Here is a 15,710-nt window from a genome sequence, read left to right on the forward strand (position 1 = left end):
TAGGTAAACTCTATTTTAACTGAAACGGTGGAATGCGGGTTTGAGGTGGGTGTGGATTTAGTGAGTTTTTTTTAATTACACAGAAATTTGTCTAACTAAAATAAACATCACCTAAACAAAATATACATTACCGATTCAGACCCCGATTTCGTGAAAATAAACATTTCCGATTTCCGGGTCTTTTTCGTGTCTAGTCCTTGTCTTTACTCGATTTTCTCTTCTTTCCACTATGCAACATTCTCGGAGAACTTTATTCCAACTCTTGAAAAATAGGTAAAAAAACAGGAGAAAAGTGGCGGAAAAAGGGCATTTTTAATGCAAAAAAGTTGAAGATTAGGGTTCTGTCGGTAAACTTTATTTTAACTGAAACGGTGGAAAGTAGGTTTTATTTTTACTTGTTAAAAGACAAGAAATGTCGATCATGTGATGGTTAGAAATGATAGAAGATTAAACCTACCATTAAAATTGAGAATAGGATATAAATCAACCCATATACAAGGGAAACTCTTCGCTTTAGTATTTCATAATCTTTATCCATCCCTAGGAAACCTCCTATGAAAATAAATATTTCTTTGTTCGATAAGAGATGTTTAAAACGATACCTAATCCAAACATGGTAGCTAGTACAGAGCTTCCCCCATAGCTCATAAGTAAAAGCGGGATTCCAGTTATAGGAAGTAACCCGGAAACCATTCCTATGTTTTGAAATGTGTGAAACCCAATCATCCCAATCATTCCAATACAAATTATAATTTCAAAAGTTTCTTCTCTTTGTTTGATAGCAATCGCAACAATACGATATATAAGAAAGAAATAGAAAAATATGACCGTACATGCTCCAATAAATCCAAATGCTTCGGCAACCATTGTGAATATAAAATCAGAGTGTGCCTCAGGAATATAGACTTGGCCACCGTAATATCCTTTTCCACTAATCATTCCAGAACCAATAGCTAAGATTGACTTGCTAAGTTGGTACCCTATTCCTGCTTCATATTGAAATGGATTCAACCAGGAATAGATCCGGTCTAATTGATACGTATCCATGAAAAGAAGCAATGTGTTTGGACTATAAAGAAATAATAAGACAAGAAGGGCAATGACCGAAATCGCCATCCCTAAAAACCCGACTATTATTTTCCAATTGATACCTGATACAAAAATAATAAATATAGTAATCACGAGCATAACAAGCGATGTACCGAAATCATTTTGAAGATACACCAAGTAAATAGGAATGATTGAAGCAAAAAAAATCTTTATTAAGTATTTACCATCTTGAGATACACTTCCCATTCCAATTTTCTCTTTATGGTTTTTTGTTATGTAAGCCAGCATTAATATGAGAAAGATTTTCATGAATTCCGATGGTTGAATTTGACCAATACCAGGAAATAAAATCCATGATTTTGCTCCATTTCTTATAGGTGCAATAGTATTGGGTGCGAATAGAACGAAAATTAATAATAGGATTCCAAATACGTAGAGGTATGGTGTTAGTTTCCTAATTTGTTCCATATCAAACACAAAAATGAATAGAACGATGATGGTCCCTAAACAAAACCATATAATTTGACTTAGTAGAAAGTTCTGTTCATATTGCTGATATTTCTGGGAGCTTGATATAGCAATACAGCTTGAAAGTGCGAGCAACAAAATAGAAATTACCAGTTTCTCATCAAAATTACTCTCCATAAGTTTTTTCAATAAATCACCTTTTCCACCTTTTTTATTTATAAGAACAAAAGACAGATGATCTTTTAACTCAGGCCGTGTGTCTATTGTTTTTAAATGATGAAACAAAATCTATAATCAATGGAATTATTAAACATAAACCACTCACTAAAAACGTATAAAAGAATGATTTTCCACCACTAGTACGTGGGTTTATTAAGGAAGTACTTAAAAGAACCAATAGAATTCCGATAATAAAAGTATAGCTAATAAATTTTCTTGACATTCTAAAAATAAAATAACCAATCAAAACAAGTAAATCTATTCCACTTAAGGTCATAATTATAGGGAAAGTTGGGTAAAATTTAGTAGCATACACAAAGTAATCAAGAACTACAATATCAGTAGCATTAGTTACTTCCCCATTTATTAATTTTGAGAACGGGATTGCATACTCATTTCTAAATATATCCTGCTAAACTCCGCTTCCTTCATACAAAGCAGCTAATGTAGAGAGAAGAAGCATAACAATAGCTACTCCAACCTGGATCCAATAAATAAACATATTCATTCTCCTAAATAGAAATTCAATAAATACTATATCTTCAGAACATTATATATAAATATTTTCGATTTTAAAAAATATCCAAAAACTAAGTCTGCTATTACAATCATGATTGGATACTTTCCTTATGCTAAACTGTTGTAATTAGAATAAGAAACTGGAATTGAGAAAAGAACTAAACTAATGCATTTTTTTTATTAGATTCCTCTAAGTGTTTGATTTTCATAGTTCTGAGTAAAAAATGTTGAGCTTCTTGATAATAAGTAGCACTATGTTTATACTTACCTTTTTAATACATTGAATCACCTAATAAAAGGCTGTATTTTCGTACTAATATCTTTATAAAATAGAAAATGATAGTAATAGTCTCCTAAAGATTCACCACTGTCTTGAATTTTTTAAATCCCTTTTTAACCCACTTTTCAACATTTTCCCAATCCTGGCTTTTTGCATACTCTTTTATTATGGCAAATATGGTGATAAGCTGGTCACTAGCTTTAAATTGATTTTCTATACTCTTCTAATAACTCTGACATATTTCCTATCCTAAATTTACCATGTTTTGTTGGGAAACTGAATGTAATTAATGTAAAAATTTGAAATAAATTCTGAATTCTCCTCCCAACCATCAACTTACAATTAAACTAAAAGAAATGTTAGAAACAAGATACCTATATTTACATAAATTCCTATATGTTCATCCTTTTATGGAAGTTGATAGTGCTAAAGTTATGAAACCATTTATTGAATATAAATTTTAAACAATTATGTAAAATGAAATGTTCCTTTTTATTCATGAAAAATTTGGAGAGAATTTCTATTTCTAAACCTTGTAATGCGATGTACTATGGTGTACGATGTAAACAGGATTGGTTTGAAAGATGAGGTGTAGTTATGGATAAAGAGATAATGAAAGGCAGTATTGATATTTTGCTTTTATCCCTGCTAAATAAAAGGGACATGTACGGTTATGAAATTGTAAAAAAGTTAAAAGAAAATAGTAATGAACTATACAACATGAGTGAAGGGACGCTCTATCCCGCTTTGAAGCGTTTAGAAAATAAAGAATGGCTTCAATCATATTGGGGGAGTTCAGAGAGTGGGGGGAGAAGGAAATACTATAGTATTACACAAGATGGAAAGAAAGAGTTAGATAAGAAATTAAAAGAATGGAATCAAATTAGCAATTTAATTAAAGTATGTTCGGAGGGAATGGCTTGGATAAAAAAATCGAAACCTATATTAATCAAATTGTTAGTCAATTAAACTGTGACGAGGATGAAAAAAGAGAGATCATTGATGAAATGCAAGATCATCTAACCTTATTGAAAAATGAATATTTAGACCAGGGTTTTACAGAAGAAGAAGCTACACAAAAGGCATTGATTAGTTTCGGAGAACAAAAACCATTAGCAAAAGGTTTACAGGCGTCACTGTTTCCATTTTATAAGGTATCTAAGAAAGGGACATGGATTTTATTCAGTCTATACTCATTTATCATTCTATTTATGTTGCTATTTGAACGAATCATTATCCGAATGACTGATTATTATATAAATGGAATTACATATAACAGATATATTACAACTCCACTTGATTCAGAAGGGATATCTGATTTTTTAAAGTACAATTCGAATTTCATTCCATTTAAAAATACAATTGGATATTTAAATGGAACTCACCATGTTAATACGGACATAATTATCAATAACACATTAGGAAATATTTTACTTTTCCTGCCGCTGGGAATTTTTCTTCCATTGCTATTTAAAAAATGCAGTAGATTTATGAAAGTAATGGTTGCTTCAACTATTATCAGCTTTACAATTGAAATTTTACAGATTGTTTTAAAAATTGGCCGATTCGATATTGATGATGTCATTTTGAATGTTATAGGCGGAATCATTGGTTTCTTACTTTTAAAAATGATAAAGAGTGTCATAACTTTTTATCGGAAATTACAAATTGATTCTAATGAAATTCAATAGGGAGCATGTAGCTGCTCCTTTTAAGATACATAGAATGTTGGGAATTGGGGGAGATATTGCTTATGAAAATTGTAATAAAAGCAGGATTAACAATTGCATTATGCTTTTATTTATTAGTGCTTTCAAAATTAATTCTATTCAAATACCTTACGATTCAAGACATAATAAGCCTTTTAACTTTAAGTTTTGATGGTTATTACTGGAATAGTTATAACTTTATTCCTTTTAAGACGATAACGTATTATTTATTTCTGGCAAATGATATAAATTTCAACATACGGGTTGAAAATTTAACTGGAAATATCATTGGGTTTATACCATTTGGATTTATTCTTCCGTTATTGTCAAGTAAGTTTCAAAGTTTTAAAAAGATTACGGTAGCAACGTTTTGTTTAAGTTTGGCATTTGAATTGCTTCAACTTATTTTTAGATTCGGAAGTTTTGATGTTGATGATTTGATTTTAAATACACTTGGTGGAATGATTGGATATATATCAATTAAACTTATAAAAATTGTTAGTGTTTATATAAACCATAGTTGGGGAGGGCGAAGAATGTAAATTATGAATTTTAAGGGGAATTCCAATGCTCTTGTTACTGGTTGTCTATCAATAGCACTCTATAACAAGAGACAGTTTGTTGGCTGAAGAGAAAACTGTCTAACTGAAATATATTAAATTTTCCAAAATTAATCTATAGCTATTAAAATATTATCTTCCGCTACATGTTCATTATTACTAATATCTTTATAAATTAGAAAATGATAGTAAAAAATCTCTAAAAGATTCACCACTGTCTTGAATTGTATCAAATCCTTTTTCGTAATGTACTGCACACTATTTTCTCTTAGAAGAACGATCATAAAAGTTACTTTTGATTGAATCGAGAAGTATATTCTCCTTGGCGGCAACCATAACTTTTTCCTTGAAATCAGGCTGAATGAGGTGAATTAGTGGTTGTTCAACGTCGTTAAAATGTTTTAAAGCCTCAATCACTTGTTGATCCCATTCTTTGTAATAATGTAAAAGATCATTAGGGTTAACCCTCTCCCGGTCTGTCCCTTCCTCTGGTATACATTTATAAGATTTACCTATATTTAATGTTCCATAATCACTTGTTAATTGCTCACCAGGAAGAATGTCCCGAATAGCAATTTCGAAATCATATGCCGTTCCCATGCAATTCGCATGAAAACTATGGTTTACGTACCTGCCAAGATCCCAGCAAAGTATATATTGACCGTTTCGATTACGATAAGTATATTTATTGAGAAATTTGCGTCTATGTTTATCCAATTTAGCGACAAATTCTGGTTCTAGTATGTGGTCTAATTCATCGAGCGCCCACGTTATTGTTCCCTTTGGAATAAATTTAGTTGCAAAAACTCCAAAACCTATCTGGTCATTGATATAGTAAAGTTTCGTATGAGGATACATCATGTATGTTATGCCCCTTCTCATTATTGGTTTTATCCTTATACTATGCATTTGGGACATGTTTGTTGACGATATCAGACCTTATTATGTTTTTATGATTGTTCGATTAGAGCGATCGCTTCTTCACTAATGTGGCAGATTAGTTGAAGAAGGAAACAGATCTTATCATAAAATACCATTTACAAGACAGCAAATTATTGTTACAATTATCATAATTAAATTATGAACGAAACACATGGAGGAGCCTGTCATTAAGGGCTCCTCTATGTGTTTTTTTGTGTTCAAATATTGTTGGAGGTAGAGAATGTTCATATTGCAATTAGTAATTATATTATTAGCAACTAAATTAGCTGGTCAGTTAAGTATTAAACTTGGTCAGCCCTCTGTTCTTGGTAAGATTATTGTTGGTATTATTTTAGGACCCGCACTTCTTGGATGGGTTCATGATACTGAATTAGTCACTGTATTTAGTCAGATTGGTGTATTACTTTTAATGTTTTTAGCGGGGTTAGAAACAAACTTAAAAGATTTAAATGAAAATAAAAAGTCGGCTTTATTTGTAGCAATAGGTGGGATTATTGCACCAATTGTGATGTCTTATCTTGTTGCACAATACTACGACTTTTCAATGGCAGAATCCATTTTTAGTGGTTTATTACTATCAGCAACTTCCGTTAGTATTTCTGTACAAGTTTTAAGAGAGTTAGGATGGTTAAATAGTACAGAGGGTTCAGCTTTATTAGGTGCTGCTGTTTTAGATGATATTATTGTCGTTATTCTAATTGCTATTGCTATGAGTGTGTTTGCAGGAGCTGATACGAACATAGCGTTATTGATTGGGAAGAAAATATTATTCTTTATTATTATAATTTTAGCTTCGAAATGGCTTGTACCAAAATTTATTCAAATATTTTCTAATTTTAAAGTTACAGAAGCAGTACTAAGTGCAGGACTGATTATTTGTTTTAGTTTTGCTTATTTTGCTGAATATGTCGGTGTTGCAGGAATTATTGGTACATTCTTTGCTGGGATAGCGATTGCTCAAACGAATTACGGACATGAAATTGAAAAACAGGTTCAACCAATTGCATATGGAATATTTGTGCCATTTTTCTTTGTAAGTATCGGATTATCCGTATCATTTGAAGGGATTGGTAGTCAAATTGGGTTTATGATTTTCTTCTCTATTATTGCTATTCTTTCAAAATTTATTGGCTCGGGAATTGGTGCTCGTTTATCTGGATTTAACACTAGATCATCAATGGGCATTGGCGCAGGGATGGTATCACGGGGTGAAGTGGCACTTATCCTAGCTGCAATGGGATTAGAAAGCGGTTTGTTACCAGCAGAATATTATACTTCAATGATTATAGTTATTATTGTAACAACACTTGTTACACCACCATTCCTTAAAGTGATGTTTGGAACAAGAAATTAATAATAATTTTTAACACTATTTTGTTTAAAGTAAATGGTGCAAGAGTGAAACAAGGCGATCATCAAACGATCGTCTTTTTCTTTAGTTAATATTAGGATGTGGTTATTCATATAACTGGACAGGTTTCTTGAATAAGATAGAGTTTCTGAAATTGAACTGACTGGAAGTTTGATACATAGTGATTTAACCATAATAATTTTGATCGTTGATAATATTAAGGGGGTTGTTCATAAGTGATGGAGCTTGTAAGAAATAATCAAGAAATATTCATCTTCATATATTCTTTAATAATACTATGGGTTAATGTTAGCTTCATAAAAGATTATAAAAATATTAAAAGAGGATTAGGTGAAATATCGTCTGAAGATGAGTTAGAAATAAATCCTAATGCAATATCATTGATGTTTTTTGGTTTATTGTTTAATTTTTTTCGTAGATGGTTGATTTATTTACTTGCAATATTAATCACTGAGAATATATTTGTGGTTATTATTTCATTAGTATTATTTGTAATAGGTTTATACGATAGCATCTTTAATAATAGTTTAGAGAAGTTAAGGAAATCGAAAATTGGATTTTACTTGGCTGTCATAGATACAATATTTGTTTTCATTTTTCTTATTTATCTTTTTGTTGTCTAGCAATGCATCTTTAACTAAACCAGCAAGAGCTTATTCAAACATGCAATTATTCCTACCCTGAAGGGTTTACCATTATCTAAAAAGGCTTGAATCTCACTTCCCTCTTTTAAATGATTACTACATAAAGAAAACAGCATCTAAAGAAATAATTTATGATTTAGCCGTAATTCGTAGTGAAGTTTGTACGCTTCCTAGGATGATTAAATTATTTCATGTGCAATAATTAAACAAGCCAATCGTTAGTGTGCAAAAATGATAAAGTAACCTGAAAAATCTGTGAGCTAAAATAACAAATTATTGAGAGAATTTATTTGAAATGCTAAACTCAAAAAAGTAAAGGAGGAGAGCAAAATGACTCGTTATCAAATGTGAAGAGGTTAATTGAATGTGTTTAATAATAAGCATGAAATTTTTTTGAAAAAAACACATTCAGGGGGAGTTAAAATGGATAAACAAATGAATTGGAATCGTTTGGCCAAAAAGCAAAAGGAACTTCAATTTTCTGGAAGCATTCATGTGCGCAAATACGGTAAGACAATATTATCAGATAGCTTTGGCTATGCAATCCACTCGGAAAAGATTGTAAATCAAACGCACACTCGATTTTCGATTGCATCCGGCAGCAAGATTTTTACATCGATTGCGATTTGCAAGTTGGTGGAAGAAGGAAAAATCACATTTGACAATCAAATTATCAACTGCTTGGATATTGATTTTCCGTATTTTGATGAAAAAATCACCATTCATCATTTGCTAACGCATACATCTGGGGTTCCTGATTATTTCGACGAAGATGAAATGGATGATTTTGAGGTGTTATGGGAAAGCCTGCCAATGTATCGGGTTCGCTGTGCAAAGGACTTTTTGCCAATGTTTCAGTATGAAAAAATGCAAGCAGAAGTAGGGACTTCTTTCAAATACAATAATACTGCTTATATTATTTTAGGACTTATTGTTGAGCATATCAGTGGCATGGATTTTGCTGATTATATCGAAGAAAATATATTTCAAAAAGCTGGTATGACTGAATCAGGGTATTTTTCAATGGATGAATTACCTGAAAGCGTTTCAATTGGGTATATGGAAAAACCGGATGGTACGTGGAAATCAAATATTTTTTCTCTGCCAGCAAAGGGTGGACCAGATGGTGGTGCCTATGTTACTGCAACGGATATGGGGATATTTTGGGAGGCGTTAATGAATGGCAGACTATTGTCAGAAAAAATGACTCGAATCTTGTTGACTCCTCGCGAAAATGTTGTAGAAGATATATTTTACGGTTATGGTGGATATATGGAATTAAACGAACAAGGTGTTGTGAAATATATTCAGATGGGATATGATCCAGGCGTGAATTACCGTTCTGTGCATTATCCGAATTTAGACCTTACCATTGTTGTTTGCTCAAATAAATCAGAAGGCGCTTATGAGATGCTTAAGGAAATAGAAAGTTTAATAGAGAATAAGTAAAGTTTTAATAAGGGCTAATCTTACTATTAGCCCTTATTAAAAATGGAGTTATAAATGATAATTCTAGTTAGCTATGTGTGGATTTGTTATTACCGGTCTGGATATAAATCCAAAAAGGTTGGAATTTGCAAAACAAATGGCCGAACGCATAAATGACTCGGTTAATTGGGTTCATAAACAAGAGCATAAAATTACGCTACTATTTTGAGGTGAGTAATTGTTAAAATATAAATTTAATGCATCTATAATAACATATTGGATTTCCTGTTTGATTATATTTAATATAGTTAGTATTTTTGGCTTTGAACTTGTAGCTGGTAGCTTTCTAATGGTAGCTTTTGTAATTTTACTAGGTATATTTTTATATTTTTTTCCGCTCTCTATATTAATCCAATTAATAATAAATAAAATACCCGGAAATAACTGGACTTATAAATTTATTTTTTATATGTTCGTTGCGACATTATTTAGTCTTATGTTCTTTATTGGATTATTTGGTATGAGTTTTTTTGCTGTTATAGTAATCATTATATATTTTTTAATCGAGGAATTTGTTATTAGGAATAAAGAATCTAAAATATATAAAACTATATTAGGTATATCATATATAATTTTTATTATTATAGTGGGATTATTATTTTGGCCATTCAGCTATCAACAAGAAGGAGTAGACCAAACATATTTATTGCCTTTGGGATATGAGGGATGTGTAGTAATTAACTACAATGTGAAAGGTGCACAACCATTTAAAATAGAAAACAACGAAATAGCTTATAAATTTTCCCAAAGTGGAATTATAAATACCTCGTCACCTTCTGATTTTGGTTGGGTTAACGAGGACCATTCTGGAGCGTATCAATTACGTGCGTTTTATGTAGATGAAAAAGGAGAAATTATAGAAGAGTTACCTGAAGAAAAAATAGGATTTGGAGGAAGTGGCGGTATTTACGAAGAAGGGAAAACAGAAAAAGAATTCTACTATCAGTTTTTTGGCGTAGAAGTTGAAAACCAAGATTGTCCAGCAGTACCTAGTTTATAGAAATATATTCCTTTCTCTAATTGGTGCGATTGTTAAACAAGAAATTTTCGATTAGTGAATATTATAGGAGCAGGAGTGTAATAATCGGAAACGGAATTTTGAAACTTCACTAAAGGTGCAATTTCTTTAATATATACATTCTCTATCCATTGCCCGGAAGAAGAGCATGGATCATGACAAAGGCATACGAATAGATCTATTCGTATGCCTTTGTCTACCTAAAACAACAGCACCATTAGTAAATAAATGGTTTATATTCCACAACAGAAGATAATTTTATTAAGGTAGTCGGTTCTCCGAAAGGTAAAGTAGCATCAATAAATTCTTCAAGTATTTTCACTGATTCCGTTACGACCTTTATTAAATAACTAAACTGGCCTGCTAAACGGTGGCATTCTACTACTACAGGTTGACCTTTACAAAAATCTTTGAATTTTTTCCCTTGTTTTGTATCGAATAAAATAAATGCTGTTACATTTTTATTGAGTTTTTCAGGATCGATGATAGCCCTATACCCTTTTATCACTTCTTTATCTTCAAGTTTTTTTACTCTTTCGTTTGTTGCAGGAGTTGAAAGTCCAATCTTCTTACCTAATTCTGTCATTGATATTCGTGCATTTTCTTGAAGTTGAATAAGAATGCTTTGATCAATTTCGTCCAAAGTAGTCTCTCCTTTAAATTTAAAAGTAGATATATATTATTAAAGTGTAAAATTAAGTAATATTAAAAAAAACCTTAAAATAGCTATGTATTTAGAATAATATACCATATAAAATTGAAATTAATAAAATTAAATTATATATGAGTGGAGAGGAATTTAAATGGAAATCTATCAAGCTACCATTGAAGATTTAGAAGGAGTATCAGATTTATTTAATTTGTATCGTATATTTTATCAACAACCATCAGATTTAGAAGGTGCTAAGACTTACATAAAAAATCGTTTAGAAAGCAAAGATTCTGTTATATTAGTTGTTAAAGATAAACAAGAGTATGTAGCTTTTACTCAACTTTACCCCACATTTTCATCAATATCCATGCAAAGAGTATGGATATTAAATGACTTGTATGTAGATGCAGAAGCCAGAAACCGAGGGATAGGAGAAATGCTCTTGCATAAAACAAAAGATTTTGCTATTAAAACAGGTGCTAAAAGTATTAGTTTGGAATCGGCGCCAGATAATTACGTTGCTCAAAGATTATATGAAAAAAATGGATACAAAAAGGACTCTCAATTTTATCATTTTGATTTAGATTTAGCTGAATAGATATTAATGCTAATTCAACTTTCTAGTGCGTTTGTTTAGGAGGCCAATCACCTCTGGAAAAGTTAAATGTTATTGAAATATACATTGTAATACGTTATTATAAATGGAATTTTAGAGGTGAGTAAAATGCGTCCATTTAGGATTTTGTTCTCAAAGTTACATCATCATATCAAGTAGCCAATCTATTCGATTTTAAAAAATCGCAAATAGGAAGCTTTTTATCATTAATCGCATTTGAATTAAGTTAAAGACTTAATTCAGGTGCGATTTTATATTTATTTTAAAACTTTAGGTAAAGAAAAATGGATTAGCAAAATGTAAAGGGTACTTAGAATTATTTATAGAATGCTGAAAAAGTGCAAGAGACATTAGGGCGTATTTATCCAATAAGGCTGTCAACGATTTGAAACACCTATATTAAATTCTACCAAATTGTTTGCTACTAAATATGGTAGAATAGTGTAGTGTTAGTGTTTCTTTTTTCTACTATATTTAGTGAAAAATAAACATCCCGCAAAGATAATAAATTTTACCGACTCAGACACCGATTTCGTGAAATTAAACTTTTCCGATTTCCGGTTCTTTTTCATGCCAATCGCATAGTCCAATAGTAAAATGAGTATTTTGGTTGGGGTCTTCGGAAGAGTTTATTTTGACTTTACAGCAAGTATCTAGTAAAAATAAAAATGTTAGATCAGTTTGATAAAAAGTGCTTAAACATGGTATAAAGTGTAAAGGAAGCAGAGTTTTTTTGCTTTTTGATTTTAGTAGTTAAGACATATTTCTTACTACATCATTGCAACCTTAGTTTTTCTAAGGATCAGGCTTGATCTGGGAACCAAAATGAAAGGATTTGAATTTAAATATGACAGAAAATTTTTGGCTTGATTTACCACGGCCGTTTTTTATACTAGCACCAATGGAAGATGTAACAGATGTTGTTTTTCGCCATGTAGTGAGCACTGCAGCCAAACCTGATGTGTTTTTTACAGAGTTTACAAATACAGAGAGTTATTGTCACCCAGAGGGGATTTTTAGTGTACGTGGACGATTGACTTTTACAGAGGATGAACAACCGATTGTAGCTCATATTTGGGGGGATAAACCCGAGCATTTTCGGCAAATGAGTATTGGGATGGCGGAACAAGGTTTTCGCGGTGTGGATCTCAATATGGGATGTCCAGTACCTAATGTTGCAGCGAATGGGAAGGGAAGCGGGCTTATCCGAAGGCCGGATGTTGCAGCAGAAATTATCCAAGCAGCAAAAGCAGGAGGATTACCTGTAAGTGTGAAGACAAGATTAGGCTACACAAATGTAGATGAATGGCGTGACTGGCTAACGCACATCTTGGAACAAGACATTGCTAATCTTTCTATTCATTTACGTACAAGAAAAGAAATGAGCAAAGTAGACGCTCATTGGGAACTAATTCCAGAGATTAAGAAACTTCGTGACGAGGTGGCACCAGATACACTTTTGACAATTAATGGGGACATCCCTGACCGTCAAACTGGTTTGAAACTTGTAGAACAATACGGTGTTGATGGAGTTATGATTGGGCGCGGTATTTTTAAAAATCCATTTGCCTTTGAAAAAGAGCCGAAAGAACATAGTAATAAGGAATTGCTTGATCTTCTAAGGCTGCAGCTGGATCTCCATGATAAATATTCAAAATTGGAAGCCCGTCAGTTCAGACCGCTTCGTCGATTTTTTAAGATATATGTCCGTGATTTTAAAGGGGCAAGTGAATTAAGAAATCAATTGATGAGCACAGAGTCAACAGACGAAGTCCGTGCATTGCTTGATCAGTTTGTGGATAATAATGTCGACTGAACGTGAGACATAAGAGGGATTCCAATTCAATAATCCTAAAGACTGGTACCTCCTTTCGTGCGAAAAATCGAAGAGTAATAATAGTTTTTTATTTTTATAAAATAACCCCATTTACAAACGTTAGATTCGTAAATGGGGTTTTTAACATTGTGGTTTTCTAGTCTTCTAATCATATTCAGCAGTTGCTATAAATTAATTATTAATTTATAGCGTTGCATGACTCAAATCCATAATTATACATTTGCTTATCAAATGTATTGTATACTGTAGATATCCTGCCGACTATGTAGGAAAGTATCTTTCTAGGAGATTTACGATGAAATTAGATTGCTTGATTGTTGATGATGAAATTGCTTTAGCTGAAACAACTTGTGAATACTTTAATATGTTTGGAGTAGAAACAGCATTTGTGACAAGTGCTGCTGAGTGCGAACGTTTTTTACAAGAGAATGAGCTATCGCTGATTCTTCTGGACATTAATCTCGGAAATGACTCGGGGTTTGATTTGTGCAAAAAACTGCGACAAACGACACAGATTCCTATTCTATTTATCAGTGCACGTTCTAGCGATGACGATGTTCTGATTGCACTTAACATTGGTGGTGACGATTATATTCAAAAGCCTTATACACTAAGTATCTTACTAGCTAAAGTCAAAGCAGTGCTCAAAAGATATGGAAGTGTTTCTAGCATTAAGCAAGAAGTTTTAGAGTTTGGACAGATACAAATTGACACAATGCTGCATCGTGTAAGAGTAAATGGCATTGATATTCAGCTAAAAACGATGGAATATAAACTTCTTTCTTATTTGGCGAAAAATAAAAATCGAATCATCACAAAAGATGAATTGTTTCGTAATGTATGGGGGGATTCCTTTGTTGGGGATGGAACCTTGAACGTACATATTCGGCATTTGCGTGAAAAAATTGAAAGTAATCCAAAGAACCGCAATGGATAAAAACGGTATGGGGTACGGGATATGTTTTAGAGGATTCAAGCCAATGAGAATAAGATGGCTAATGATAACGATATTGCTTATTTTTAGTTCAGGTATAGTCTTTTCCGTAATCGTTATTAAGAATAATAACATTTCAGAAGTGGATCTTGCAGCCATTAATGATGTGGTTAAAACCACTGAAAAAAATTGGGGACACATCACGGAAGAAACCTTTAATAACAGCAATATAGAGCAAGCCTTTGCTATAATAGATGATGATTTGGAGAACGCTATTTATCAAACAAGAGGCTATCATTATATCAATATATACGATGCAATAAAAAATAGAGATACCGTTTTGGATGTGAAGCATAACGATAGGATTGCAGGGAAAATAATTATCCGTAATAACGAGCAAGAAATGATTCAACAAGCGAAGAGTGAACTGGCTATAACGATAAGTTTGATATTCGGCCTATTAATGTTGGTTAGTATAATTTATATTACTTATATTTATAGAACATTATTGAAACCCTTTCGAAAGCTTAAGATTTTCGCATCGAATGTTGCTAGAGGTAATCTGGATATACCTTTAAATATGGACAAGAACAATACCTTTGGGGCGTTCACGGAAAGTTTTGATTTATTGCGTGAGGAACTCGGTGCTGCGCGCCAAAGAGAGTATGAATCCAACCGTAGTAAGAAAGAACTTGTTGCTACATTAAGTCATGATATTAAGACGCCTGTCGCTTCAATCAAAGCGGTTAGCGAATTGCTGCTTTTGGAAGCAAAAGATGAAAAGCTGATTAGGCAAGTAAATACAATTCATTCGAAAGCAGAGCAAATTAATTTACTTGTTACAGATATGTTTCATGCGACGTTAGAAGAACTGCAGCAGTTAAAATTAACGGTAATTGAAGAATCGAGTGAAGTACTAGTTAATATGATTCAGAATGTTAACTATGATCATCGAATCGATTATGACCCAATTCCACAATGCATCATATTAACTGACCCGTTGCGCATGCAGCAGGTAATAGACAATATTATTAGCAATTCATATAAGTATGCAGGAACAAATGTGACTATCCAGTCTCAGATCAATCAGGGGTATCTAGAATTGCATATTCAAGATTTTGGACCGGGAATAAGTGAAGAAGAATTACCTTTACTATTCAATAAATATTTCCGGGGGGAAAATGTCGGAGGAGAGAATGGTTCAGGGCTTGGACTTTATATATCAAAGTACTTCATGGAGAATATGTATGGTGACATTAGCTGTTACAATCGAAGTGATGGCTTTACTGTAGTCTTGAAGATAAGGCTAGCATATTAATTAAGGATTAATTAAGAATTACATAAAGATTTAATAAGAATTGATTTTGTATGATTAGACTGTAATCTTGATTACAGTCTTTTT

Annotated in this window: 15 protein-coding genes; 11 read left to right on the forward strand and 4 right to left on the reverse strand. The window is 32.2% G+C overall.

The window, feature by feature from the left end:
* Nucleotides 1–552 precede the first annotated feature (552 nt).
* Nucleotides 553–1,707 (reverse strand): FtsW/RodA/SpoVE family cell cycle protein, encoded by a 1,155-nt coding sequence (locus tag CWR45_RS06075; protein WP_115748990.1) that lies wholly within the window; start codon nucleotides 1,705–1,707, stop codon nucleotides 553–555.
* A gap of 58 nt (nucleotides 1,708–1,765) precedes the next feature.
* Nucleotides 1,766–2,143 (reverse strand): DUF4306 domain-containing protein, encoded by a 378-nt coding sequence (locus CWR45_RS20460; RefSeq protein WP_115748991.1) that lies wholly within the window; start codon nucleotides 2,141–2,143, stop codon nucleotides 1,766–1,768.
* 990 nt (nucleotides 2,144–3,133) lie between these two features.
* Here CWR45_RS20460 and CWR45_RS06085 point away from each other — a divergent pair.
* The 3 genes from CWR45_RS06085 to CWR45_RS06095 all read left to right on the forward strand — a co-directional run bounded on the left by CWR45_RS06085 (nucleotide 3,134) and on the right by CWR45_RS06095 (nucleotide 4,787).
* On the forward strand, nucleotides 3,134–3,505 hold the full coding sequence (locus CWR45_RS06085; RefSeq protein ID WP_115748992.1) for a PadR family transcriptional regulator: 372 nt from the start codon (nucleotides 3,134–3,136) through the stop codon (nucleotides 3,503–3,505).
* Nucleotides 3,457–4,227 (forward strand): VanZ family protein, encoded by a 771-nt coding sequence (locus CWR45_RS06090; RefSeq protein WP_115748993.1) that lies wholly within the window; start codon nucleotides 3,457–3,459, stop codon nucleotides 4,225–4,227. Before CWR45_RS06085 ends, CWR45_RS06090 begins: the two co-directional genes overlap by 49 nt.
* Before the next feature lie 62 nt (nucleotides 4,228–4,289).
* On the forward strand, nucleotides 4,290–4,787 hold the full coding sequence (locus tag CWR45_RS06095; RefSeq protein ID WP_115748994.1) for a VanZ family protein: 498 nt from the start codon (nucleotides 4,290–4,292) through the stop codon (nucleotides 4,785–4,787).
* Nucleotides 4,788–5,063: 276 nt separating this feature from the next.
* Here CWR45_RS06095 and CWR45_RS06100 read toward each other — a convergent pair whose 3' ends face one another.
* Complete coding sequence (locus CWR45_RS06100) at nucleotides 5,064–5,666, reverse strand: SET domain-containing protein (RefSeq protein ID WP_115748995.1); 603 nt, start codon at nucleotides 5,664–5,666, stop codon at nucleotides 5,064–5,066.
* 301 nt (nucleotides 5,667–5,967) lie between these two features.
* On the opposite strand from CWR45_RS06100, the gene CWR45_RS06105 reads away from it, so the two are divergent.
* From CWR45_RS06105 to CWR45_RS06120, 4 genes are all read left to right on the forward strand, one after another.
* The gene (locus CWR45_RS06105) at nucleotides 5,968–7,101 is read left to right on the forward strand and encodes a cation:proton antiporter (RefSeq protein WP_115748996.1); all 1,134 of its coding nucleotides are present in this window, start codon (nucleotides 5,968–5,970) and stop codon (nucleotides 7,099–7,101) included.
* A gap of 236 nt (nucleotides 7,102–7,337) precedes the next feature.
* Nucleotides 7,338–7,742, forward strand: a complete 405-nt coding sequence (locus CWR45_RS06110) for a hypothetical protein (protein WP_245975377.1) — start codon at nucleotides 7,338–7,340, stop codon at nucleotides 7,740–7,742.
* 444 nt (nucleotides 7,743–8,186) lie between these two features.
* Nucleotides 8,187–9,212 (forward strand): serine hydrolase domain-containing protein, encoded by a 1,026-nt coding sequence (locus tag CWR45_RS06115; RefSeq protein WP_115748998.1) that lies wholly within the window; start codon nucleotides 8,187–8,189, stop codon nucleotides 9,210–9,212.
* 217 nt (nucleotides 9,213–9,429) lie between these two features.
* Nucleotides 9,430–10,251 (forward strand): DUF6843 domain-containing protein, encoded by an 822-nt coding sequence (locus CWR45_RS06120; protein WP_115748999.1) that lies wholly within the window; start codon nucleotides 9,430–9,432, stop codon nucleotides 10,249–10,251.
* Between the two features lie 235 nt (nucleotides 10,252–10,486).
* Here CWR45_RS06120 and CWR45_RS06125 read toward each other — a convergent pair whose 3' ends face one another.
* A complete protein-coding gene (locus CWR45_RS06125; protein ID WP_115749000.1) occupies nucleotides 10,487–10,912 on the reverse strand; it encodes an Lrp/AsnC family transcriptional regulator in 426 nt (141 codons plus the stop codon).
* A gap of 160 nt (nucleotides 10,913–11,072) precedes the next feature.
* Here CWR45_RS06125 and CWR45_RS06130 point away from each other — a divergent pair, with 160 nt between their 5' ends.
* The 4 genes from CWR45_RS06130 (at nucleotide 11,073) to CWR45_RS06145 (ending at nucleotide 15,626) form a co-directional block, all read left to right on the forward strand.
* The gene (locus tag CWR45_RS06130; protein WP_115749001.1) at nucleotides 11,073–11,519 is read left to right on the forward strand and encodes a GNAT family N-acetyltransferase; all 447 of its coding nucleotides are present in this window, start codon (nucleotides 11,073–11,075) and stop codon (nucleotides 11,517–11,519) included.
* An 865-nt stretch (nucleotides 11,520–12,384) separates the two neighbouring features.
* Nucleotides 12,385–13,353 (forward strand): tRNA dihydrouridine synthase, encoded by a 969-nt coding sequence (locus CWR45_RS06135; RefSeq protein WP_115749002.1) that lies wholly within the window; start codon nucleotides 12,385–12,387, stop codon nucleotides 13,351–13,353.
* Nucleotides 13,354–13,669: 316 nt separating this feature from the next.
* Complete coding sequence (locus CWR45_RS06140; RefSeq protein WP_245975359.1) at nucleotides 13,670–14,311, forward strand: response regulator transcription factor; 642 nt, start codon at nucleotides 13,670–13,672, stop codon at nucleotides 14,309–14,311.
* A gap of 43 nt (nucleotides 14,312–14,354) precedes the next feature.
* Nucleotides 14,355–15,626: a HAMP domain-containing sensor histidine kinase gene (locus tag CWR45_RS06145; protein WP_115749003.1), complete on the forward strand. Its 1,272-nt coding sequence runs from the start codon at nucleotides 14,355–14,357 to the stop codon at nucleotides 15,624–15,626.
* The last annotated feature ends 84 nt before the right edge of the window (nucleotides 15,627–15,710 follow it).

The sequence above is a fragment of the Oceanobacillus chungangensis genome (genome assembly GCF_003369565.1).
Taxonomy (GTDB): domain Bacteria; phylum Bacillota; class Bacilli; order Bacillales; family Amphibacillaceae; genus Oceanobacillus; species Oceanobacillus chungangensis.